Source organism: Pseudooceanicola batsensis HTCC2597 (assembly GCF_000152725.1).
Taxonomy (GTDB): domain Bacteria; phylum Pseudomonadota; class Alphaproteobacteria; order Rhodobacterales; family Rhodobacteraceae; genus Pseudooceanicola; species Pseudooceanicola batsensis.
Map to the genome: position 1 here is coordinate 172785 of NZ_AAMO01000007.1, position 17910 is coordinate 190694.

19 protein-coding genes and 1 pseudogene are annotated in these 17910 nt (G+C 60.9%); 6 read left to right on the forward strand and 14 right to left on the reverse strand.

Annotated elements, in window-relative coordinates; translation table 11 throughout:
- Window positions 1-2: 2 nt before the first annotated feature.
- The 6 genes from OB2597_RS00835 to OB2597_RS00860 all read right to left on the reverse strand — a co-directional run bounded on the left by OB2597_RS00835 (window position 3) and on the right by OB2597_RS00860 (window position 6962).
- Window positions 3-890: a branched-chain amino acid ABC transporter permease gene (locus tag OB2597_RS00835; RefSeq protein ID WP_009803605.1), complete on the reverse strand. Its 888-nt coding sequence runs from the start codon at window positions 888-890 to the stop codon at window positions 3-5.
- Window positions 891-2810, reverse strand: coding sequence for an AMP-dependent synthetase/ligase (locus OB2597_RS00840; protein WP_009803606.1), 1920 nt, complete (start codon window positions 2808-2810; stop codon window positions 891-893).
- Window positions 2803-3609 carry an ABC transporter ATP-binding protein gene (locus OB2597_RS00845; RefSeq protein ID WP_040608773.1) on the reverse strand — a complete coding sequence of 269 codons (807 nt, stop codon included), beginning with the start codon at window positions 3607-3609 and terminating at the stop codon, window positions 2803-2805. Before OB2597_RS00845 ends, OB2597_RS00840 begins: the two co-directional genes overlap by 8 nt.
- Window positions 3610-3647: 38 nt before the next feature.
- Complete coding sequence (locus OB2597_RS00850; RefSeq protein ID WP_009803608.1) at window positions 3648-4502, reverse strand: SDR family oxidoreductase; 855 nt, start codon at window positions 4500-4502, stop codon at window positions 3648-3650.
- A 106-nt stretch (window positions 4503-4608) separates the two neighbouring features.
- On the reverse strand, window positions 4609-5763 hold the full coding sequence (locus OB2597_RS00855; RefSeq protein WP_009803609.1) for an acyl-CoA dehydrogenase family protein: 1155 nt from the start codon (window positions 5761-5763) through the stop codon (window positions 4609-4611).
- An 8-nt stretch (window positions 5764-5771) separates the two neighbouring features.
- On the reverse strand, window positions 5772-6962 hold the full coding sequence (locus OB2597_RS00860; protein WP_009803610.1) for a CaiB/BaiF CoA transferase family protein: 1191 nt from the start codon (window positions 6960-6962) through the stop codon (window positions 5772-5774).
- Between the two features lie 118 nt (window positions 6963-7080).
- Here OB2597_RS00860 and OB2597_RS21150 point away from each other — a divergent pair.
- Window positions 7081-7838, forward strand: a protein-coding gene (locus OB2597_RS21150; protein WP_086000819.1) for an IS5 family transposase whose coding sequence is annotated in 2 segments (ribosomal slippage) — window positions 7081-7402 and window positions 7402-7838 — 759 coding nt in all. Because the reading frame shifts where the segments join, the coding sequence is not laid out codon by codon here.
- An 88-nt stretch (window positions 7839-7926) separates the two neighbouring features.
- Here OB2597_RS21150 and OB2597_RS00875 read toward each other — a convergent pair.
- The 5 genes from OB2597_RS00875 to OB2597_RS00895 all read right to left on the reverse strand — a co-directional run bounded on the left by OB2597_RS00875 (window position 7927) and on the right by OB2597_RS00895 (window position 13989).
- Window positions 7927-11016, reverse strand: a complete 3090-nt coding sequence (locus tag OB2597_RS00875; protein ID WP_009803613.1) for an efflux RND transporter permease subunit — start codon at window positions 11014-11016, stop codon at window positions 7927-7929.
- Between the two features lie 32 nt (window positions 11017-11048).
- Window positions 11049-12191 (reverse strand): efflux RND transporter periplasmic adaptor subunit, encoded by a 1143-nt coding sequence (locus OB2597_RS00880; RefSeq protein ID WP_040608776.1) that lies wholly within the window; start codon window positions 12189-12191, stop codon window positions 11049-11051.
- Window positions 12178-12720: a TetR/AcrR family transcriptional regulator gene (locus tag OB2597_RS00885; protein ID WP_009803615.1), complete on the reverse strand. Its 543-nt coding sequence runs from the start codon at window positions 12718-12720 to the stop codon at window positions 12178-12180. The genes OB2597_RS00880 and OB2597_RS00885 overlap by 14 nt, the downstream gene beginning before the upstream one ends.
- A gap of 156 nt (window positions 12721-12876) precedes the next feature.
- On the reverse strand, window positions 12877-13473 hold the full coding sequence (locus OB2597_RS00890) for a TetR/AcrR family transcriptional regulator (RefSeq protein ID WP_040608834.1): 597 nt from the start codon (window positions 13471-13473) through the stop codon (window positions 12877-12879).
- A gap of 192 nt (window positions 13474-13665) precedes the next feature.
- Window positions 13666-13989, reverse strand: a complete 324-nt coding sequence (locus OB2597_RS00895) for a winged helix-turn-helix transcriptional regulator (RefSeq protein ID WP_009803617.1) — start codon at window positions 13987-13989, stop codon at window positions 13666-13668.
- A gap of 142 nt (window positions 13990-14131) precedes the next feature.
- Between OB2597_RS00895 and OB2597_RS00900 the strand changes: the two genes are divergently transcribed.
- The 4 genes from OB2597_RS00900 (at window position 14132) to OB2597_RS21155 (ending at window position 15981) form a co-directional block, all read left to right on the forward strand.
- A complete protein-coding gene (locus OB2597_RS00900) occupies window positions 14132-14539 on the forward strand; it encodes a DoxX family protein (protein ID WP_009803618.1) in 408 nt (135 codons plus the stop codon).
- Between the two features lie 218 nt (window positions 14540-14757).
- Window positions 14758-15108: a DODA-type extradiol aromatic ring-opening family dioxygenase gene (locus OB2597_RS22715; protein WP_009803619.1), complete on the forward strand. Its 351-nt coding sequence runs from the start codon at window positions 14758-14760 to the stop codon at window positions 15106-15108.
- Window positions 15102-15422, forward strand: coding sequence for a class III extradiol ring-cleavage dioxygenase family protein (locus OB2597_RS22720; RefSeq protein WP_009803620.1), 321 nt, complete (start codon window positions 15102-15104; stop codon window positions 15420-15422). Before OB2597_RS22715 ends, OB2597_RS22720 begins: the two co-directional genes overlap by 7 nt.
- Before the next feature lie 28 nt (window positions 15423-15450).
- Window positions 15451-15981 (forward strand): NAD(P)H-binding protein, encoded by a 531-nt coding sequence (locus tag OB2597_RS21155; RefSeq protein WP_084658459.1) that lies wholly within the window; start codon window positions 15451-15453, stop codon window positions 15979-15981.
- Here the strand turns inward: OB2597_RS21155 and OB2597_RS00910 are convergent.
- On the reverse strand, window positions 15971-16492 hold the full coding sequence (locus OB2597_RS00910) for an IS1595 family transposase (protein WP_238529689.1): 522 nt from the start codon (window positions 16490-16492) through the stop codon (window positions 15971-15973). The genes OB2597_RS21155 and OB2597_RS00910 overlap by 11 nt on opposite strands.
- Before the next feature lie 4 nt (window positions 16493-16496).
- Here OB2597_RS00910 and OB2597_RS00915 point away from each other — a divergent pair.
- A pseudogene (locus OB2597_RS00915) lies at window positions 16497-17183 on the forward strand (recombinase family protein); the annotation flags it as partial.
- Here OB2597_RS00915 and OB2597_RS00920 read toward each other — a convergent pair.
- Both OB2597_RS00920 and OB2597_RS00925 read right to left on the reverse strand, forming a co-directional pair.
- Entirely contained in the window at window positions 17153-17548 is a 396-nt protein-coding gene (locus tag OB2597_RS00920; protein ID WP_009803624.1) for a PIN domain-containing protein, read from the reverse strand. The pseudogene OB2597_RS00915 and the gene OB2597_RS00920 overlap by 31 nt on opposite strands.
- Window positions 17538-17765: an AbrB/MazE/SpoVT family DNA-binding domain-containing protein gene (locus tag OB2597_RS00925; protein WP_009803625.1), complete on the reverse strand. Its 228-nt coding sequence runs from the start codon at window positions 17763-17765 to the stop codon at window positions 17538-17540. Before OB2597_RS00925 ends, OB2597_RS00920 begins: the two co-directional genes overlap by 11 nt.
- Between the last annotated feature and the right edge of the window lie 145 nt (window positions 17766-17910).

Genomic DNA, 17910 nt, shown 5'->3' on the forward strand with positions numbered 1-17910 from the left:
CCTTACACCCTTTCGATGTCGTGACGGCCGAACAGACCGTGCGGACGGATCATCACCGTAAGAATGAGCACGGCGGCGACGATAAGCTCGCGGCTCCCGCCTCCGACCAGCGGATCGAGGAAATCGGCGCCGACGTTTTCGACCACGCCCAGAATGATGCCCGCGACCACGGCGCCAAGGATGGAATCGAGACCGCCAAGAACGGCCACCGTCAGCCCCTTGAGCAGCAACAGCGACAGCGCCTGATCGACACCCTGGATTTCGCCCCAGATCACACCTGCCGCCACGGCCACCACAGACGCCAGCGCCCAGGATAGCCCGACACCGCGCTCGACCGAGACACCAACCGACCACGACGCCATGTAATCATCCGCGATCGCCCGCAGCTTGATCCCGGTGCGGGTCCGGAAGAACAGCATGAACGCGACGAACAGAGCCAGCGCGACGCCTGCACCGACAAGATGGATGCGGCTAACGAAGATGTCGCCCAGGAACAGCGGCTCATAGCTGACGCCCAGTTCCATCGAACGCGACGTCCCGCCCCAGATTGCAAGCGTTGTGCCCCGCAGGAAAATATCGAGGCCAAGTGTCAGCATCAGGATCATGACGACCGGGCGTCCGGCAAGACGCCGCAGCGCCACCCGCTCGATGCCAAAACCCAGGCCGAACATGATGACCGCAGCCAGCGGAATGGCCAGCCACAAAGGCAGACCCGCATCGTACGACAGGGCAAGAACCACGTAGGCCCCCACCATCGTCAGCCCGCCCTGCGCCAGATTGGGCACCGAGGACGCCTTGTAGATCAGCACAAGTCCAATGGCGAACAGCGAATACAACAGGCCCGTCAGGGCCCCGTTGATCGCAAGCTCGGCTAGAAATATCCAGTCCATTTATACCTCCCTGACGGGAAGGATTCTTTCAACCTTCCCTACTTCCCCGGTCTCGTAAGTCACCTGCGCGCTTACATGGACCTCTTTTGAACCGTCGTAGAGTGCCGCGATCACGTCAGCGTAGCGTTCCTGAACGACCTTGCGCCGCAGTTTTCGGGTTCGCGTGATCTCGCCATCGTCGGGGTCGAACTCTTTCGGCAGACTGACAAAGCGCTTCAGGCGCAATGGTTTGGTGACGGCCTTGTTGACCCGCTCAAACGCCTCGCCCAGCAATGCCGCGACCTCTTCGCGCTGCGACAGATCGGCATAAGACACATAAGGCACGCCATTCACCTCGGCCCAGTGCCCCACAGCCTCGAAATCCACACAGACCATCGCCGTCAATTCATCAAGGCCCGCGCCGATCACCGCCGCGTCCTTGATATACGGGCTGAATTTCAGCCGGTTCTCGATGTAGTTTGGCACATAACGTTCACCGCCAGCCGTATGCATGACCTCGGAGACACGGCCCAGAACAACCAGGTGTCCGTCATCCTCCAGATACCCGGCATCGCCCGTATGCAGCCAGCCGTCCGCAAGGGCTTCGGCGGTCGCTTCGGGCTTGTTGAAGTAGCCTTCAAACACGCTGTCCGAACGCACCAGGATCTCGCCGTCCTCGGCGATGCTCAGCTCGACACCCGGCGCGGGTTTGCCAACGGTATGCAGCCGCACCTCGCCCGGTGCCTGGATCGCATTGATCGCGCTGTTTTCGGTCTGACCGTAGAGCTGGCGCAGCTTGATCCCCAGGGCGCGGTAGAACACAAACGTGTCTTCACCGATCGCTTCGCCGCCGGTGAAGGCGTTCTTCAGACGGCTCATGCCAAACTGGTCTTTGATCGGACCGAACACGATCGCCTCGCCCAGCAGACGCCCCAAAGGTTCCAGCGCGCCGCCGCTCTTGCCATTCAGCTTGGCCGTCTCGGCCGCAACGGCCCGGTTCATGAAGAAATGGTACAGCCATTTCTTGAGAGGGGTCGAATTTTCGATACCGACCTGGATTGTCGTCAGCATTTGATCCCAGCTTCTTGGCGCCGCCAGATAGAAGGTGGGTGCGATTTCACGCATGTCGCGGATCACCGTTTCCTGGCGTTCAGGCACATTCACGGTGAACCTCAGCAGCAACGCCGCCGCGACGGTAATGGCGTAATCCCCCACCCAGGCCATGGGCAGATAGGCAAGCACATCCTCGTTTTTGTCAAAGGCCCCCGCCGCATGGCCGTTGCGGGCCGCGGCAAGCACGTTTTTTTGGCTTAGAACGATCCCTTTGGGCGCGCCCGTGGTGCCGGACGAATGCATGAAAATCGCCGGATCGCCGGGCTTTGCCCGCTGCAAAAGCGCGTCACGCAACCCCGGTGCCTCGTTCAGGTCGTGCAGACCAACCTCGATCAGGTGATCCCAGGACATCAGGCCTTCGACCTCATAGAACCCAAGACCGCGCGTTTCATCATAGATGATGTGGTCGATGCCCGTTGCGCCGGCGTCCTTCAGTTCAAGGATCTTGTCGACCTGTTCCTGATCCTCGGCAATGGCCGCGACAATCTCGACTTCGCCGAGAAAGTGCTGGAGTTCCGCAAGCGTCGCGCCCGCATAGGCAGGCATTGCATAGGCCCCCAGCAATGCGACGGCCAGCATCCCACCATACAGACGTGCCCGGTTGTCGCCCAGAATAAGCACGGCTTTGCCTGGGCCGACGCCGATCTTCTCCAGCCCGGCGGCACAGGCAAGCACCTCTTCGGCATATTCCGCCCAGGTGGTTTCCTTCCAGATCCCGCGTTCCTTTTCACGAAGCGCGATTTCGCTTCCGTGGCGCGACGCGTTATGCGCCAGCAAGGCACCGATCGTATCGCCGTCCGAAGACTGGTTCTTCGTAAAATCAGTCATGCGACCCTCCGATATATGCCTCGACGACCCGCGGGTCCTTTACGACTTCTTTCGGAATGCCGCTGGCGATCATTTCGCCATAGTTCAGGGCCAGCATCCGGTCACAAATGCCGGTAATGACATCCATATGGTGCTCGATCAACAGGACGCTGACGCCCCGTTCGGCACGGGCATCCAGAATGAAGCGGGACATATACCCCTTCTCTTCCTGGTTCATGCCTGCCATCGGCTCATCCAGAATCAGCATTTCCGGTTCTGCCACCAATGCCCGCGCCAGCTCGACCCGTTTTTTCAACCCGATCGGAAGACCATCGACCAACTCATGCCGGATGCTCTCGAGTTGTAGAAACTCGATCACCTCTTCGACGATCTTGCGGTTCTCGATCTCTTCGCGCTGTGCGGCCCACCAATAAAGCGCGGTGCGCAAGACGCCCGGCTTCATGTGGATGTGCCGCCCGAGCAGAATGTTGTCCAGCACGCTCATCCCGTTGAACAGGGCAAGGTTCTGGAACGTCCGGGCAACCCCGAGTTTGGCAACCTTATGAGGCGCCGTGCCCGTGATGTCCTCCCCCCCCAGCCGGACAGTGCCAACATTTGGCGGGTAAAACCCGGTGATTGCGTTGGTAAGTGTTGTCTTGCCACTGCCATTCGGGCCGACAAGACCGAAAATTTCGCCCTGGCGAATAGTAAGATCTACACCGGTGACAGCGACAATGCCGCCAAACCGGCGTTCGATCCCTCTGCATTCCAGTATCGTCCCGTCACCGGCACCAATTGCTGTTTTGCTCTTCGTCGTCATTTAAGTCCCATTGTCCCCACTTAGGTTCATGGCTTTCATCAGGAAATCCGGAAGTAGTCCGGTCGCCCCGTTGGCCATGGATCCCCCCACAATTGTTGCCCGCCGTCGATGTTAAGAACTTCGCCGGTTACAAATTTTCCTGAGTTGGCCGCCATATAGACAACGCCTTCGGCGACATCCCATTCATCTCCGGCATGCCGCATCGGATTGGAGTCCTGAAAGGTCGCAGAGCCCTCGGCTGGGTAGTTCCCGAAACCGTTGCTTTCGCAGCACCCCGGCGCCACGCAGTTCACGCGGATATCATGCGGTGCCCATTCCACCGCCACCGACTTGGACAGGTAAATCACCCCTGCGCGGGCCGCACAGGTATGCGCGATCCCGGGCATGCCGCGCCAGATATCGGCCACGATGTTCACGATGGAGCCCGGCTGCTTGTTCTCGACCCAGTAGCGCGCCATGGCTTGCATCATCCACCAGGTGCCGTTGAGGTTGGTGTCAATGACCGCGTTCCAGCCGTTCGGGCTGAAGTCCAGCGCCGCCTGGGGGAACTGCCCCCCGGCATTGTTCACCAGCACGTCGATCGAGCCGAATTCCTGATTTGTCCCGGCGATAAACTCCCCAACCTGTTCGGGGTCGCGGATGGTCATGGGCATCGCGAAGACCTTCGCGCCCAAGCTTTCGAGGAACGCCTTGGCCGAAGCCAGCTTTTCCTCGTTGCGTCCATTGATCGCCAAGTTGGCACCCAGTTTGGCGAACAGGGCCGCAATTGCCAGCCCCAAACCGCCACCTGCGCCGGTGACAACGACGGTTTTGCCTGCGAACAGGTCGCCAGCATATACAGTCGAGCGTGTTGCGAGGTCTTCTTTCGAAGACCCGAACTGCGTCTCACTCATGACGCCTCCTCCCATTCCCCATTCAGGGCAGTTGATGCAAATCTAACGCGTGTTAGAAAAAATATCAAGAAAACATTTCGCAGGTGTTCCCGCCCGTCCCCTCCGTTCAGTAAGACTTTGGAAGCCCAAGAGCTTTTTCTGCTATGAACGACAAAAGCATCTGTGGCGTCACCGGTACGATTCGGAACAGCAGCGCCTCGCGCACCAGCCGCTCCACATGATATTCCTTGGCGTATCCGAATCCGCCAAACGTCATCTGCGCGACTTCGGTCGCCTCGACCGCGGCGTCTGCCGCCAATAACTTGGCCGCGTTCGCCTCGACGCCGCAGGGCTCTCCGGCGTCGTAAAGGGCGGCGGCGTGCATCACCATGAGGTTCGCGGCCTCCACCTGCGCCCACGCCTTGGCCAGCGGATGCTGAACGCCCTGATTCTGGCCGATTGGCCGGTCGAAAACCACCCGTTCCCTGGCATATTGCACCGCGCGCGCCAGAGCGTTTCGGGCGATGCCGATGCACTCGCCGGCCACAAGGATGCGCTCCGGGTTCAGCCCGTGCAGAATCTGCCGAAAGCCCTTGCCCTCTTCTCCGATCAGGTCTTCAGCAGGTATCGGCAGCCCGTCGATGAAGACCTCGTTCGAATCGACCGCCTTGCGCCCCATCTTCTCGATCTCTCGCACATCAACGAAATCGCGGTTGAGATCGGTATAGAACAGGCTCAGACCATCGGTCGGGCTGGACACATCCTCAAGACGTGTTGTTCTCGCCAGAAGCAGCATCTTGTCCGCCACCTGCGCTGTTGAAATCCAGACCTTCTGCCCATGCACGACATACCTGTCCCCCTGCTGCACCGCCATCGTCTTCAACTTGGTGGTGTCCAGCCCGGTTGTTGGCTCGGTCACGGCGAAACAGGCCTTTTCATCACCGGCGATCAGGGGGGTCAGCATCCGCGCGCGCTGTTCATCGGTCCCGAACTTCACCACAGGATTTAGGCCGAATATGTTCATGTGGATGGCCGAAGCCCCGCTGGCACCAGCCCCCGATTCGGCAATCGCCTGCATCATGATGGTCGCTTCGGTGATCCCCAGACCAGCACCGCCGACCTCTTGGGACATGGCGATACCAAGCCAGCCGCCATCGGCCATCGCCCGGTGCAGATCATGCGGAAAACCGCCCTTGCGATCGCGCTCCAGCCAGTAGTCGTCATCGAATTGCGCACATATGCGCAGGATATGGTCGCGGATTTCCTGTTGTTCATCGGTCATTCGCAATGTCAATTCGCCTCGCTCCCATCCAGACCAACAAACCCCGCCTCGCATAGGGCCGTGATCCGGTCATCGTCATATCCGAGATCGCGCAGAATGCTTCGGCTGTCCGCACCCGGCGGTCGCCCCAGCCAGCGAAACGCGCCAGGCGTGACGCTGAGATGCGGGACCGGCCCGATCACCTGCGTTTGCTCGCCTTCGACCGACACGATGTCGCCGCGATGGCGTATCTGCTCATTCGTCGCGATCTCTTCGACGCTCAGAACACGCGAGGCAACCGCGTCATGGCGGGCGAACTCGGCCTCGACCTCGGCGAGTGTGCGTTGCGCGACGAAATCGTTCATGGCGTCGAAAACCACTGTCATATGCTGCGACATCTCGGCAAGGGTCGCGAATCGCGGGTCATCGGCCAACGCATCGCCGCCCACCGCCCGCAACAGGCGTTGCGCCGTTTCCGCGCCGCCTGCCGAAACGGTCAGCCAGACCCCGTCAGCGGTGCGAAACATGCCCCCCGGCGCAAAATCCATCGGCTGGCGCAGCCCGTTGCGCTGCGGCGACAGATTCGCGCCCGTCAATGCGGGCACGGGATACTCCATCAGCCGCAGCAGCGTCTCGAACACCGCAAGATCGACGACCTGACCGCGCGCAATCCCCTTCTCGCGGGCAAAAACCGCGATCATGATCCCCAAGGCACCCATCAGCCCTGTCGTACTGTCGGCCGCCGGAAATCCGGGGTGCATCGGCGGCCCGTCGGGATAGCCGGTCAGATGGGCCAGACCGCTCATCGCCTCTGCCGCGCGCCCAAAAGCGGGCACGTCCCGCATCGGACCGTCCTGACCGTAACCCGAGACCCGAAGGATGATCAGATCCGGGTTCCACTCATGCAGGGCGTCCGGCCCGACCCCCGCCCGCTCAAGCACGCCCGGCCGGAAGTTTTCGACCAGCAAGTCAGCGCCTTCCACCAGCTTGCGCAGAATGTCCCGCCCTTTCCCGGACTTCCAGTTCAGACTCAGGGTTTTCTTGTTGCGGCCCAGTGTCTTCCACCAGACCCCTGTCCCGTCATCGGCCTTGGGTCCGAGTTCTCGCATCATGTCCGTGCGGTTGGGCGCTTCGATCTTGATGACATCCGCCCCGAAATCAGAGAGCAGAGCCGCCGACAGAGGCCCGGCGATAACGTGACCGAGCTCGATGATCTTCAAGTGATGAAGTGGGGTTGTCATCTGCTATCCAAGCCAAAGAATCTAACGTGTGTTAGGCTCAGGACCCATTGATTTCGGGCAGTTGTCATGATTCAGCCTCCGTAAGGAGACGTTGAACATGAGTAACCTTTTCTGGCTTACCGAAGAGCAGTTGGAGCGCCTGAGACCTTTCTTCCCGAAGAGCCACGGCAGGCCGCGCGTCGATGATCGGCGCGTCCTGAGTGGCATTATCTTCATCAACCGCAATGGCTTGCGGTGGTGCGACGCGCCGGCAGCCTATGGTCCGCACAAGACGCTCTACAATCGCTGGAAGCGGTGGAGCGAGATGGGTGTGTTTGCTCGAATGTTCGAGGGGCTCGCGGCGGAGACATCCGAAACGACGACGATCATGATCGACGCCACCTATCTCAAAGCCCACCGCACGGCGTCGAGCCTGCGGGTGAAAAAGGGGGGCGCGGTCGCCTGATCGGACGGACCAAGGGTGGCATGAACACCAAGCTGCACGCCATCGCCGATGCCGAGGGGCGGCCGTTGCGGCTGTTCATGACCGCGGGCCAGGTCAGCGACTACACCGGCGCAAGGGCCCTGCTGAACAGCCTGCCAAAAGCACAATGGCTCCTTGGCGACCGTGGCTATGATGCAGACTGGTTCAGAGAAGGGCTGAAAGACAAGGGATTGAAGGTTTGCATCCCGGGCCGGAAAGGTCGAAAGACCACGGTTCGATATGATCGCCGTCGCTACAAGCGGCGCAACCGCATCGAGATCATGTTCGGCAGGCTCAAGGACTGGCGCCGCGTCGCAACCCGCTACGACCGATGCCCGAAGGTCTTCCTCTCAGCCATTGCCCTAGCCGCAACCGTCATCTTCTGGCTCTGAAAGTCAATGAGTCTGGAGCCTAGATTCTTAACTTGAAAAAAGTAAAAACTCAAGCCACGTGATCATGAGATCTCGAATGCTGCTCTGGTCAAGCAGACGCCAATTCGCCTCGCGGCCCGGTCGGCCCCTTTTCCCGCTTCGGCGGACGGATCCGGAAGAAGAGCGCATAGAGCACCGGTACCGCAACAAGCGTCAGCACCGATGCAAATGCCAGACCACCCATTATCGTCACTGCCATCGACGCAAAGAACGCGTCCGGCAAAAGAGGGACCATCCCGAAGATCGTCGTTCCGGCCGCAAGCACGACCGGGCGCAGACGGCTGACCGATCCGTCCACCACGGCCTTGTAATCCGGCACACCCTCAGCGCGCTGCAAATCGATCTCTTCGACCAGAACGATGGCGTTTTTCATCAACATGCCCGAAAGTGACAGGAAGCCAAGCAACGCCGTGAAAGTAAAGGGCAATCCGGTGAACAGCAGCCCCAGCACCATGCCGGTGACGGACATCGGCACGACCAGCCACAGGATGAGTGGCTGGCGGACCTTGTTGAACATCAGGATCGAAATCGTCAGCATGACCAGAAAGCCTAGGGGGAGCTGCTTGCCCAGGCTTGCCTGCGCATCCCCCGCGCTTTCAAACTCGCCGCCCCATTCCATGGTATAGCCTTCAGGAAGCCAGATCGCCTCGATCCCGGGCCGGACACTTCGGAAGGCCTCATCCGCAGTCAGGTCGCTGCGCGCTCCGCCCAGGGCGGTGATCGTCCGTTCCCGGTTGCGCCGGTGGATGAGCGCCTCGACGAGGCGTGGCTCGAACCGCTCGACAAGGTTGGACATCGGAACGTATGACCCGGCCCCATCGGACCAAACCGACAAATCAAGAAGACGGTCAACACCGTCACGGTCACGCTCGGGAAGACGGAGATGGATCGGGATGATCGTGTCATCTTCGCGCAGCTCGCCAACACGCAGACCGGACGTTCCATAGCGGACGGTATCCGCGATCGCGCTGCGTGTCGCGCCGGCAATGCGCATGCGTGACTCGTCGACAATGGGTTCAATCAGGATCTCTCGCTGCCGCCAATCGGTGCGCGGATTGGTGATTGTACCTGCTTCCTCGTAAATCTTCATCACATCATCCGCGAGTTGGCGCAAAATGGCCGGATCGGGTCCCGCAAAACGGACAGCCACATCGGCGCCGGCGGGCGGACCGAATACGAGCTCTTCGACGCGGACCAGCGCGTGTGGGAATTCGGCTGGCAGATCCCGGTTGAGCCGCCCCGCGATTGACGGGATCGCCTCGGCGTCGGCAACCCGGACGATAAGCTGCCCATAGCTGGGATCCGCCTGTTCTGGACTGTATGTCAGCATGAAACGGCTCGCCCCGCGCCCGACGAGAGCGGTTAGCCCGGTTACGGCATCCTCATCCATGAGAATCCGCTCGAGCCGCCGCATCTCACCGTCGGTGACGTTGATGTCGGTTCCCTGCGGCATTTGGAACTCGACATAGAAAATCGGTGTGTTCGAAGCGGGAAAGAAGGCCTGCTTGACCTGCCCGAAGGCCATGACGGACCAGACGGTCACCCCCACAATCGTCAGGACGACAAGCACACGGGTTCGCAGCGCCAGCCACAGAAACGCGCGGTAGAGCCCGTAGAATGCGCCCTTGTAAGGATCGGCCGACGTGTCCTTCGGCGCTCGGAGCAGCAGCTTGCCGAGGTAGGGCGTAACCGTAACGGCAAGCGCCCAACTCATCAGCAGCGAGATCGCAATCACCGCAAAGAGCGAGAACAGAAACTCGCCCGTCGCATCCGGCGACAGGCCGATTCCGGAAAAGGCCATGATCCCGATCACGGTCGCACCAAGCAGCGGGATCGACGTAGCGCTTTCCGTTTCTGCCGCGGCGTCCTCGGCAGATTTGCCGCGCGCCATGCCGATCACCATGCCCTCGGCAATCACGATGGCGTTGTCAACGAGCATCCCCATCGCGATAATCAGTGCACCGAGGCTGATCCGTTCCATAGCGATCCCGAAGACCGACATGAAGAACAGTGTCGAGAATACGGTCAGGCCGAGGGTCGCGCCAACCACGAGCCCTGCGCGCCAGCCCATGGTCAGCATCAGCGCCCCGATGACGATGGTGACCGATTGTCCGAGGCTGACGAGAAAGCTTGAAACCGCTTCATCCACGACGACGTGCTGTTCGTAGATCGGAATGATCTCTGCGCCTTCCGGAAGCTCCGCCTCAAGGCGCTCCAGCCGTGCCGACACCGCCTTGCCGACCTCGACCACGTTTCGGTCCGCCAACGCCGAAACGCCGAGGGTGAAGGCTGGGGCGCCGTTTTGCCGGATGATCTGGCTGGGCTGTTCGGCCGCCTCGCGGGTCACGCGGGCGATGTCTTGGACCGCGACCTGGCCGACGTTTCCGGCCGTGCCCAGCCGCAGCGCCTCTATACCTTCGGGACTTACATAGCCTGGCGGAACCGATAGGTTGATCCGGGCGGGGCCCTCGGTGATCTCGCCGTTCAAGAACACCTGGTTCTCGTCCGCCAGAATACCCAGGATTTGGTTCGGCGGAAGACCCAGTTTGGTGAGCCGTGCGGACGGGATCGAGATGTTGATCACCTCTTCGGCAAGGCCCTGAACCTCGACTTTCGCGACGCCATCGACAGTGACCAACCCGAGCCGCAGGGTCTTGGCCAGGTCGCGCTGTTCCTTCGGGCTCAAACCTTCCGTCGTCACCGCATAGAACATGCCATAGACGTCGCCGAAATCGTCGTTGATGATCGGCGGGCGCGCACCTGCCGGAAGATCCCCCTCCACGTCGCGTATGCGGCGGCGCATCTCGTCCCAGACCTGCGGAATTTCGTCCGGCCCATAGGTCATCTCGATCTCGACAGTGATCTGGGCCATGCCCGGCATGGACTTCGATTCCACCCGGTCGAGTTGCTTCATCTGCTGCAACGCGTTTTCGACGACGTCGGCGACCTCCTCTTCGACCTCCACAGCCGTCGCGCCGGGATAGGCCACGAAGACAAGCGCCGTCTTGAGGGTGAAGCTGGGGTCTTCGAGGCGGCCGACCGTATTGAGGCCCCAATAGCCGCCAACGAGGCAGAAGATGATGGCGAGCCAGACCGCCACCGGCCGCCGGATGCTTGCGCGTGAAATACTGATTGCCATTGATCTGCTTCTGCCTATCCCGGGAACAAGGGTTAGAGCCCTTTGGCCGTCACTTTCTGGTTGTCGCTAAGCCGCCACCAGCCGCCGGAGACGACCAGTTCGTCGCCGTCCAGGCCTTCCGGAATGGCAATCTCGTCATTCACCGGAAGGCCCAGGCTAACAGTTCTTCGGGTGACCTGGCCCGAGGACGGGTCATAGATCCAAATAGACGGCTCGGTCCGGCTCGTCGTGTCCACCGCCGATACCGGAACGATGACGGAGTGCGGGCGATCTTCCTCCGCCGCGATCGAGATGCGCACATCCGCTGTCATTCCCGGAAGCAGGCGTGGGTCGATCTTGCCAGTGATTGCGAATTCCACGTCGTAGGTCTGCGCCATGCGATCCACATCCGTGGCGAAGGACCGCAGCACCAGCGGCGCCGTGTAGCCCGGCACCGCCGGGAAGGTCGCAACAACGTCGAAGGCGTCGGGGGACGCCCGCGCGATGGCGGCCAGTTCCTCGGGCAGCGAGCTCACGATCCGCATCTCGCTGATATCCTGCAGCCGCACGACCGGCGCAGCCGAGGTAACGTTGACATACTCTTCGATGAAGGTGCGCGCGACGATCGCATAGAAGGGCGCGACGAGCTCGGTTTGTTCGAAGCGCCGCTCGGCCTCGCGAAGCGCAACGTCTGCCTGTGCCAATTGAGCGCGTGCAGTGTCGAGACGGGCGTCGGCCGCGACTCCCCGTTCGGCGAGACTCGACGCGCGTTCGAATTCGGACTCCGCAAGCTCGAAGGACGCCTGAGTCCGAGCGACCGCGAGTTCGAAATCGACCTGATCGAGCTTGGCGATCACCTCGCCCTCGCGTATCCTGTCGCCCGGTTCGACATGGAGTTGAATAATCTGTCCCGGCACCTGAAACGCAATATCCACCGTGCGTGCGGGCTCGACGCGGCCGGCAACAGTGCGGGACCGATTGACAGCCCGGGTGAGTGCTCGGGTTACCTCTACCACGACCGGTTGGTCGAGTTCGGGCGCGACCGCCGCTTCGGCCGTTTCTTTGGTATCTTTCCTCGCTTGGGCCAACACATCGCTCAGAGGCGCCGGAAGGAACGGAATGGCCAGAGCCACCGCGACTGCGGCCGCAAGCACGGAAGCGACCCGTTTCCAACTTCGCTTTCTATTCGAGTTCATCGATCATGGTTCTCAAGCGTTCGATGGCGCGTTCTCTGAGAACTGCGCCGCCGTCGGGAAGATTCAGGAGTTTCTGGAACCGCAGTCCCTGGATTGCCAGGACAGCGACCATAGCACCCGGAGCGTCCTGCGTCTCGGACACGATACACTCAATGTCACCGGCCAGTTCAACTCGCAGCGGATCCAGCAACGTCGGGTCCAATGCGCTGGCCGCGAGAACCGCCATCGACAGGTCATCGTCTTCGTCTTTTGACCGCAGAACCGTTTCCAGGTGACCACGTAAAGTGCGTGACGGGTGCCGCTCCGGCACACTCCCCAGCAGTTCCCGATGTTCGGCCAACATCTGATCCAACAGCCCGGAAAGCAGGGCCTTCTTCGTCGGGAAATTATAAAGCAAGCCGCCCTTGCTGAGGCCCGACTCTTTTGCGACCGCGTCGATCGTGATCCTGCCCGCTCCCTCACGCGCGGCTACCGCACGCGCCGCAGAAAGTATCCTGCGGGACGAATTCCTGGATTTTGCAAGAGGCATGTGCTCACTCCAAACTGTACCGTCCGGTCGGTTCAGGTCGGCTCTCGGGTAATCTGGAATTCCATCAAGGTCAAGCTTTCGATTAAATCCAACCTGGATCGGCTCACCCTGACGCCCGCAGAACCATGAGAAGGCAAACGGCTGAGCGCCCCCGCTCTACAAGTCATTTCGTCCGGCATAGACCCTCAGAAACGCGTCAACCGCCCTCTTCGAGTGCTCGGATGCATCGACGGGCTCGTCGACGGCCAGCAAGCGCGGAATGACAACGCCGGAGATGGCCAGATGAATAAACTGACTGGCGGCGCTTTGAACGTCCTGCACGTTCAGCGATTTGGCCTTGTGCAAGCGTTCGAGTATTTGTGCGACGATCCTGGTGGCGCGTCTTGGGCCAGCGTCCATGTATATTTCGCCTGCCTCCGGCAGAACCGAGGCCGCGCCGAGGCAAATACGCAGGAGGCGAATGTAGTCATCATCCATGACTAGCCCGATCATCCGCCGAGAGAGTTCTTCCAGGACGGCTCGTGCATCGTCCCGGCTTGAGAGCGGTTGGCAGATTTCCTCTGAAAGCCTGTCACATTCAGCCTCTATCACGCTTAAGAAGAGTTTGGCCTTGCTTGGGGAATGCACATAGAGCGTTGCCTTCGACACTCTGGCCTCTTCGGCAATCGCATCGACGCTGGCGCCATCATAGCCGAACTTCAAGAAGACGTCTTTGGCGCCTCTCAGCACATCGACCGCTTTGTTTTCCCTCATGTCGATCACCTGATTCCTGAACGTGATATCGAACGCATAGCTCGACGTATCTGCCCGCGCTAAATGGCATCCGGCGGTCCCATCACCTGTATTCCGCAAGAACCGAGCTTTCGCTGTGTAACTCATACACACAACCGAGGCGCCCCGACCTCGCTGAAAGCTCTCACCCGGAAATTCTTTGCGCTGGCGCAGTCAGGCCGCGCCCACGTCATCGTCATCAAAGACCCCGTCAGCCTTCCATCTTTCCGCGATATCTCCCAGTGCGTCCAGAACGTTCCGCAGGTCGTCACCTCGCGGCGTCAGGCCATAGGTCACTGCGGGCGGGATCGTCTCGGCCTGCTCGCGCCAGATGACCCCGGCACCTTGCAGCATTCGCAGGCGTTCTGTCAGCATTCGGGTCGATATTCCCGGTACGGCGCGCTTCAGCGCCCCGAACCTCTGCGGCCCCTGATCGCTGAGGACCCAGATGATATAGGTCGTCCACGGCCCCATGAGCAGACGCAAAATCGAGTCCATCGGGCATTGTGGCGGCGTTCTGACCATTGCCGGGTGCTCCCTTTCCATACAGTTACTTTTCCGTGCCTACTTTAGTTTACGCTATAACTCAACTATTCAATACAAAACCGACAACATTCATTGCAGGCCAGGAGAAGATGACATGAGCGACAAGGCGGTACGTATCATTTATTGGATTGCAACCGGGTTCGTTGCCCTTGTCTATCTGGGAGGGGCGATCTTCTACATTTCGGCAAATGAGATGGTGACGGGGATGTACGAGACCGTGCTCCACTACCCAACATACCTGATCTGGCCGCTTGCCGGCGTGAAGATCATAGGCGCGATCGTGATACTCTGGCGTCCTTCGGCTTTTCTGACTGACTTCGCTTATGCCGCGATGTTCTGGCACCTTCTTCTAGCGATATCCGCGCATTTGAACGCGGGCGATCCTGGCTGGCCGCCCGCTCTTCTGGCTCTGGTCGCGCTGGCGGTTTCCTTCCTGACACAAAACCGCGTCCGCGCGGTCAAATCGCCGCATGGCAATGTGAGGAGCGGACAGCAGGCCTGACGGGCGCTCCGACCGCGCAGTCTTGAACCTCAAATTTCAGCATTTCGATCAGGTCGGAGAGGCCAATCGGATATGACTCGCATGCCAACAGTGTTCATCCCCCACGGGGGCGGCCCATGCTTCTTCATGGACTGGAACCCACCGGATGAATGGGACCGGCACCGCCAGTTTCTGGCAGATCTGCCGGGCACCTTCCCGCGCGGCCAAAGGCAATTCTGGTGATCTCGGGTCACTGGGAAGAACCCGCCTTCACCGTACAGACCAACCCCGCGCCGCCGCTTCTGTTCGACTATGGCGGATTTCCGCCGCATACCTATGAACTGACCTGGCCCGCCCCCGGCGATCCGGCGCTGGCCAGGCGCGTCCATGACCTGATCCGCGCCATCGGCCTTCCGGCTGCGAAGGATGACGCGCGCGGCTTTGACCACGGCACATTCGTGCCGCTCAAGATCGCCTTTCCCGAGGCCGACATTCCCTGCGTTCAGCTGTCTCTTGCCAGTGATCTCGACCCCGCGCGTCATATCGCGCTGGCCAGGCGCTCGCGCCGCTGCGGGACGAAGGTGTGCTGATCATCGGCAGCGGCAACACCTACCACAACATGGGTGTGATGATGCAGAGCCTGCGCGGCGGGCCGCGCGGCGACACCGTGGGTGGTGAATTCGACACCTGGCTGACCGGGGCTGTGACCTGCCCCGATCCCGATGAACGCAACCGCCTGCTGACGCAATGGGCAGCGGCCCCGGGCGGCCGCGAGGCCCATCCGCGCGAAGAACACCTGATCCCGCTGCATGTCGTGGCGGGCGCGGCGGGCGCCGATATCGGCACCAGGACACTGCAAGATCACGTTCTCGGCGCCGTCGAAAGCGCCTTTCGGTTCGGTTGAAATCACACGCAAACTGGAGAAACACATTATGTCCAACCCCATCGCAGGCCCTTTCATCGTGACCGGCGCGTCCGGTCAACTTGGCAGTCAGGTCGTCGATGCCCTGCTGGCACAGGGTGCCGCGCCCATTGTGGCAATCACCCGGGCGCCCGAGAAACTCTCGACATTGCAGGCGCGCGGGGTCGAGGTCAGGGCGGCCGATTTCAACGATGCCGCCTCGCTTGTCCCGGCCTTCACCGGCGGCGGACGGCTGCTGATCATCTCGACGGATGCACGCCCTGTTGCCAGCACGCGCTGCGGATTTCTGCCACGACGCGCGACGGGCTTGAACGCTCCCGGCGCAAGAAATAACGGCGAAGGTGCTCTTCGATCACCGCTTCGACCTTGCTGGATATCAAGGTCGTCTCAGCACCAATGGCCACGCAGTCTTCGCCATCACCATCCATCGATATTTACCGCAAAAGTCTGTGATTCCTGTCTGAGGTTCAAGGGCAAAAATATCGGAATTAAAGGCAAAATCTCATATTTAAGGACGGGTCTACCACAGCTCAGTGTCTGAGAGGTTTCATTCTGCACGATCTGAGGAGGAACTTGTAGAGGTCCTGATCGCGTGTATTGAATCGGAATTCGGTTTCCTTGAGGAAGGTTGGGAAGCTGGATCGTCGCAAGCCGTTGAACTTGGCGTGGCGGCGCTTTGCGTAGCTCCAGAAGCTCTCGATGCCGTTGATGTGGACCCCGTTCTCAGCATAGACGGGATGCTCCCTGTCCCAGTATTTGTTGATCCTGTGGTGGCGTGCGAAGCCGGCCTCGACCAGCCCGTCATAAGAGCGGAAGCCATCGGTGACGACCTCGGCCGACAGCTCTACGCGCCCCTCGATTATTGCCAGGAGCGTTGCTTTCGAACAGTTTTTCACGATCTGGCAATGCACCCGGCCGCCGCGCTCGAGAATGCCGAACACAGGCACCTTGCGCGGGTTACCCCGCCCGCGATGGCCGCGCGTGCGGGTCGGACCGAAATAGCTTTCGTCCAGCTCGACCTGGCCACGGAACGGACAGTCCGCCTCGGCCAGCGCCGCCAAGGGCGCCTTCTTCCGGTCCCTGCAAGACCCGATCGATACGGCCTCCCCCCAGGGCAAGTTCACGCTGCAGGTGCTGGGCGCCGCGGCCGAGTTCGAACGCGCACTGATCCGCGAACGCACCAAGGCCGGGCTTGCCTCGGCGCGCTCAAAGGGACGTGTCGGCGGCAACCCCGGGCTTCGCGCCAAGGATCCGGCCGCGCTGCGCAAGGTGCGGCTAGCACGACAGGACGGTTACATGGAGCGCTTGAACGAGACCGCGCAAGATTGGGTGCCCCATGTGCGCCGCCTGCGGCCCGATATGGCTTGGGAAGACGTGTTACGGATCATCAACGGGCCCCTGCCCCATTACCGGCACTGGACCCAAAGCCGTCTTCTGCGCGCCGTGAAAGCCTATGTGCGCGACGGGTTTCTGCCAGCTGAGGTGCTGGCCCGCGCCGGACGCCGTGACACCGACGACCGCCTGCCGGCGATCGTCGGTGCTATCAAGGGCGCGGATCCCGACATCACGCTGCAGGCGATCTGCGACCGGCTGGAATCCATGCGTGAGCGCACACCTCGGGGACGTACAAGCTGGCAGCCGTCTTCCGTGAAGATGTTGCTGGAACGGGCCGAGAGGCTTGGGTTGTTGGAAAACAGCCCAGCTACGACGTTTCAGGAGAAAGGATTGACGACGCGCAACTGATCTTCCACCAACAGTCCGTCGTGCATGTCCTCGCTCCACAATGTCGTGCACCCCGCGATCAGTGCGGCAGATACGATCATCGCGTCATAGACCGAGAGCTGGAACTTTTCCGCCAAGGCGCGGCCCAGCTGATGGGTTTGGACCGTCAAGTCCTCGACCGTGCACAAGGACTGGATGCCGGCGAGAAAAGCTCCGGTGTCCACCCAGTTGAGCCCTGCCTTCCTCCGACAATTGACCAGCGCTTCGTTCAGGACCTGAACACTGATCCGGGGCCCCTGCCCCAGGATTTCCTCGGCCCGATCCGCCTTCGGACCGTCGTCAAGCAAGTAGAGAATGACATTCGTGTCTGCGAACTCAGCGCTCATGCACAGCATCGCGGCTCAGGCGCGCGGCCTTGGGCAGTTTGCCCCGAAACCGCCGCAGTTCTTGCAGGACTTCATCGGCGCGAGGCTGGCGCCGGACAAGCACGGTCCCATCGTCCTTGATCAGGTCGATCTGGTCGCCCTCCTTCAGGCCCAGTTCCCGCACAAGATCGGCGGGCAGCCGGACCGCGAGAGAATTTCCCCATTTGGCAACTTGCATCTTCTCCTCCCAGGAGGCGGATAAACATCGGAGAAATGTATATCCAAAGCGATCAACATGCAAGGGCAACGCGCCCAATGCGCTACGTCCATCCGCCTGCGGCAGACAAATTGACCAGCCCGGAATGTGGAACAAGGACGGCCAT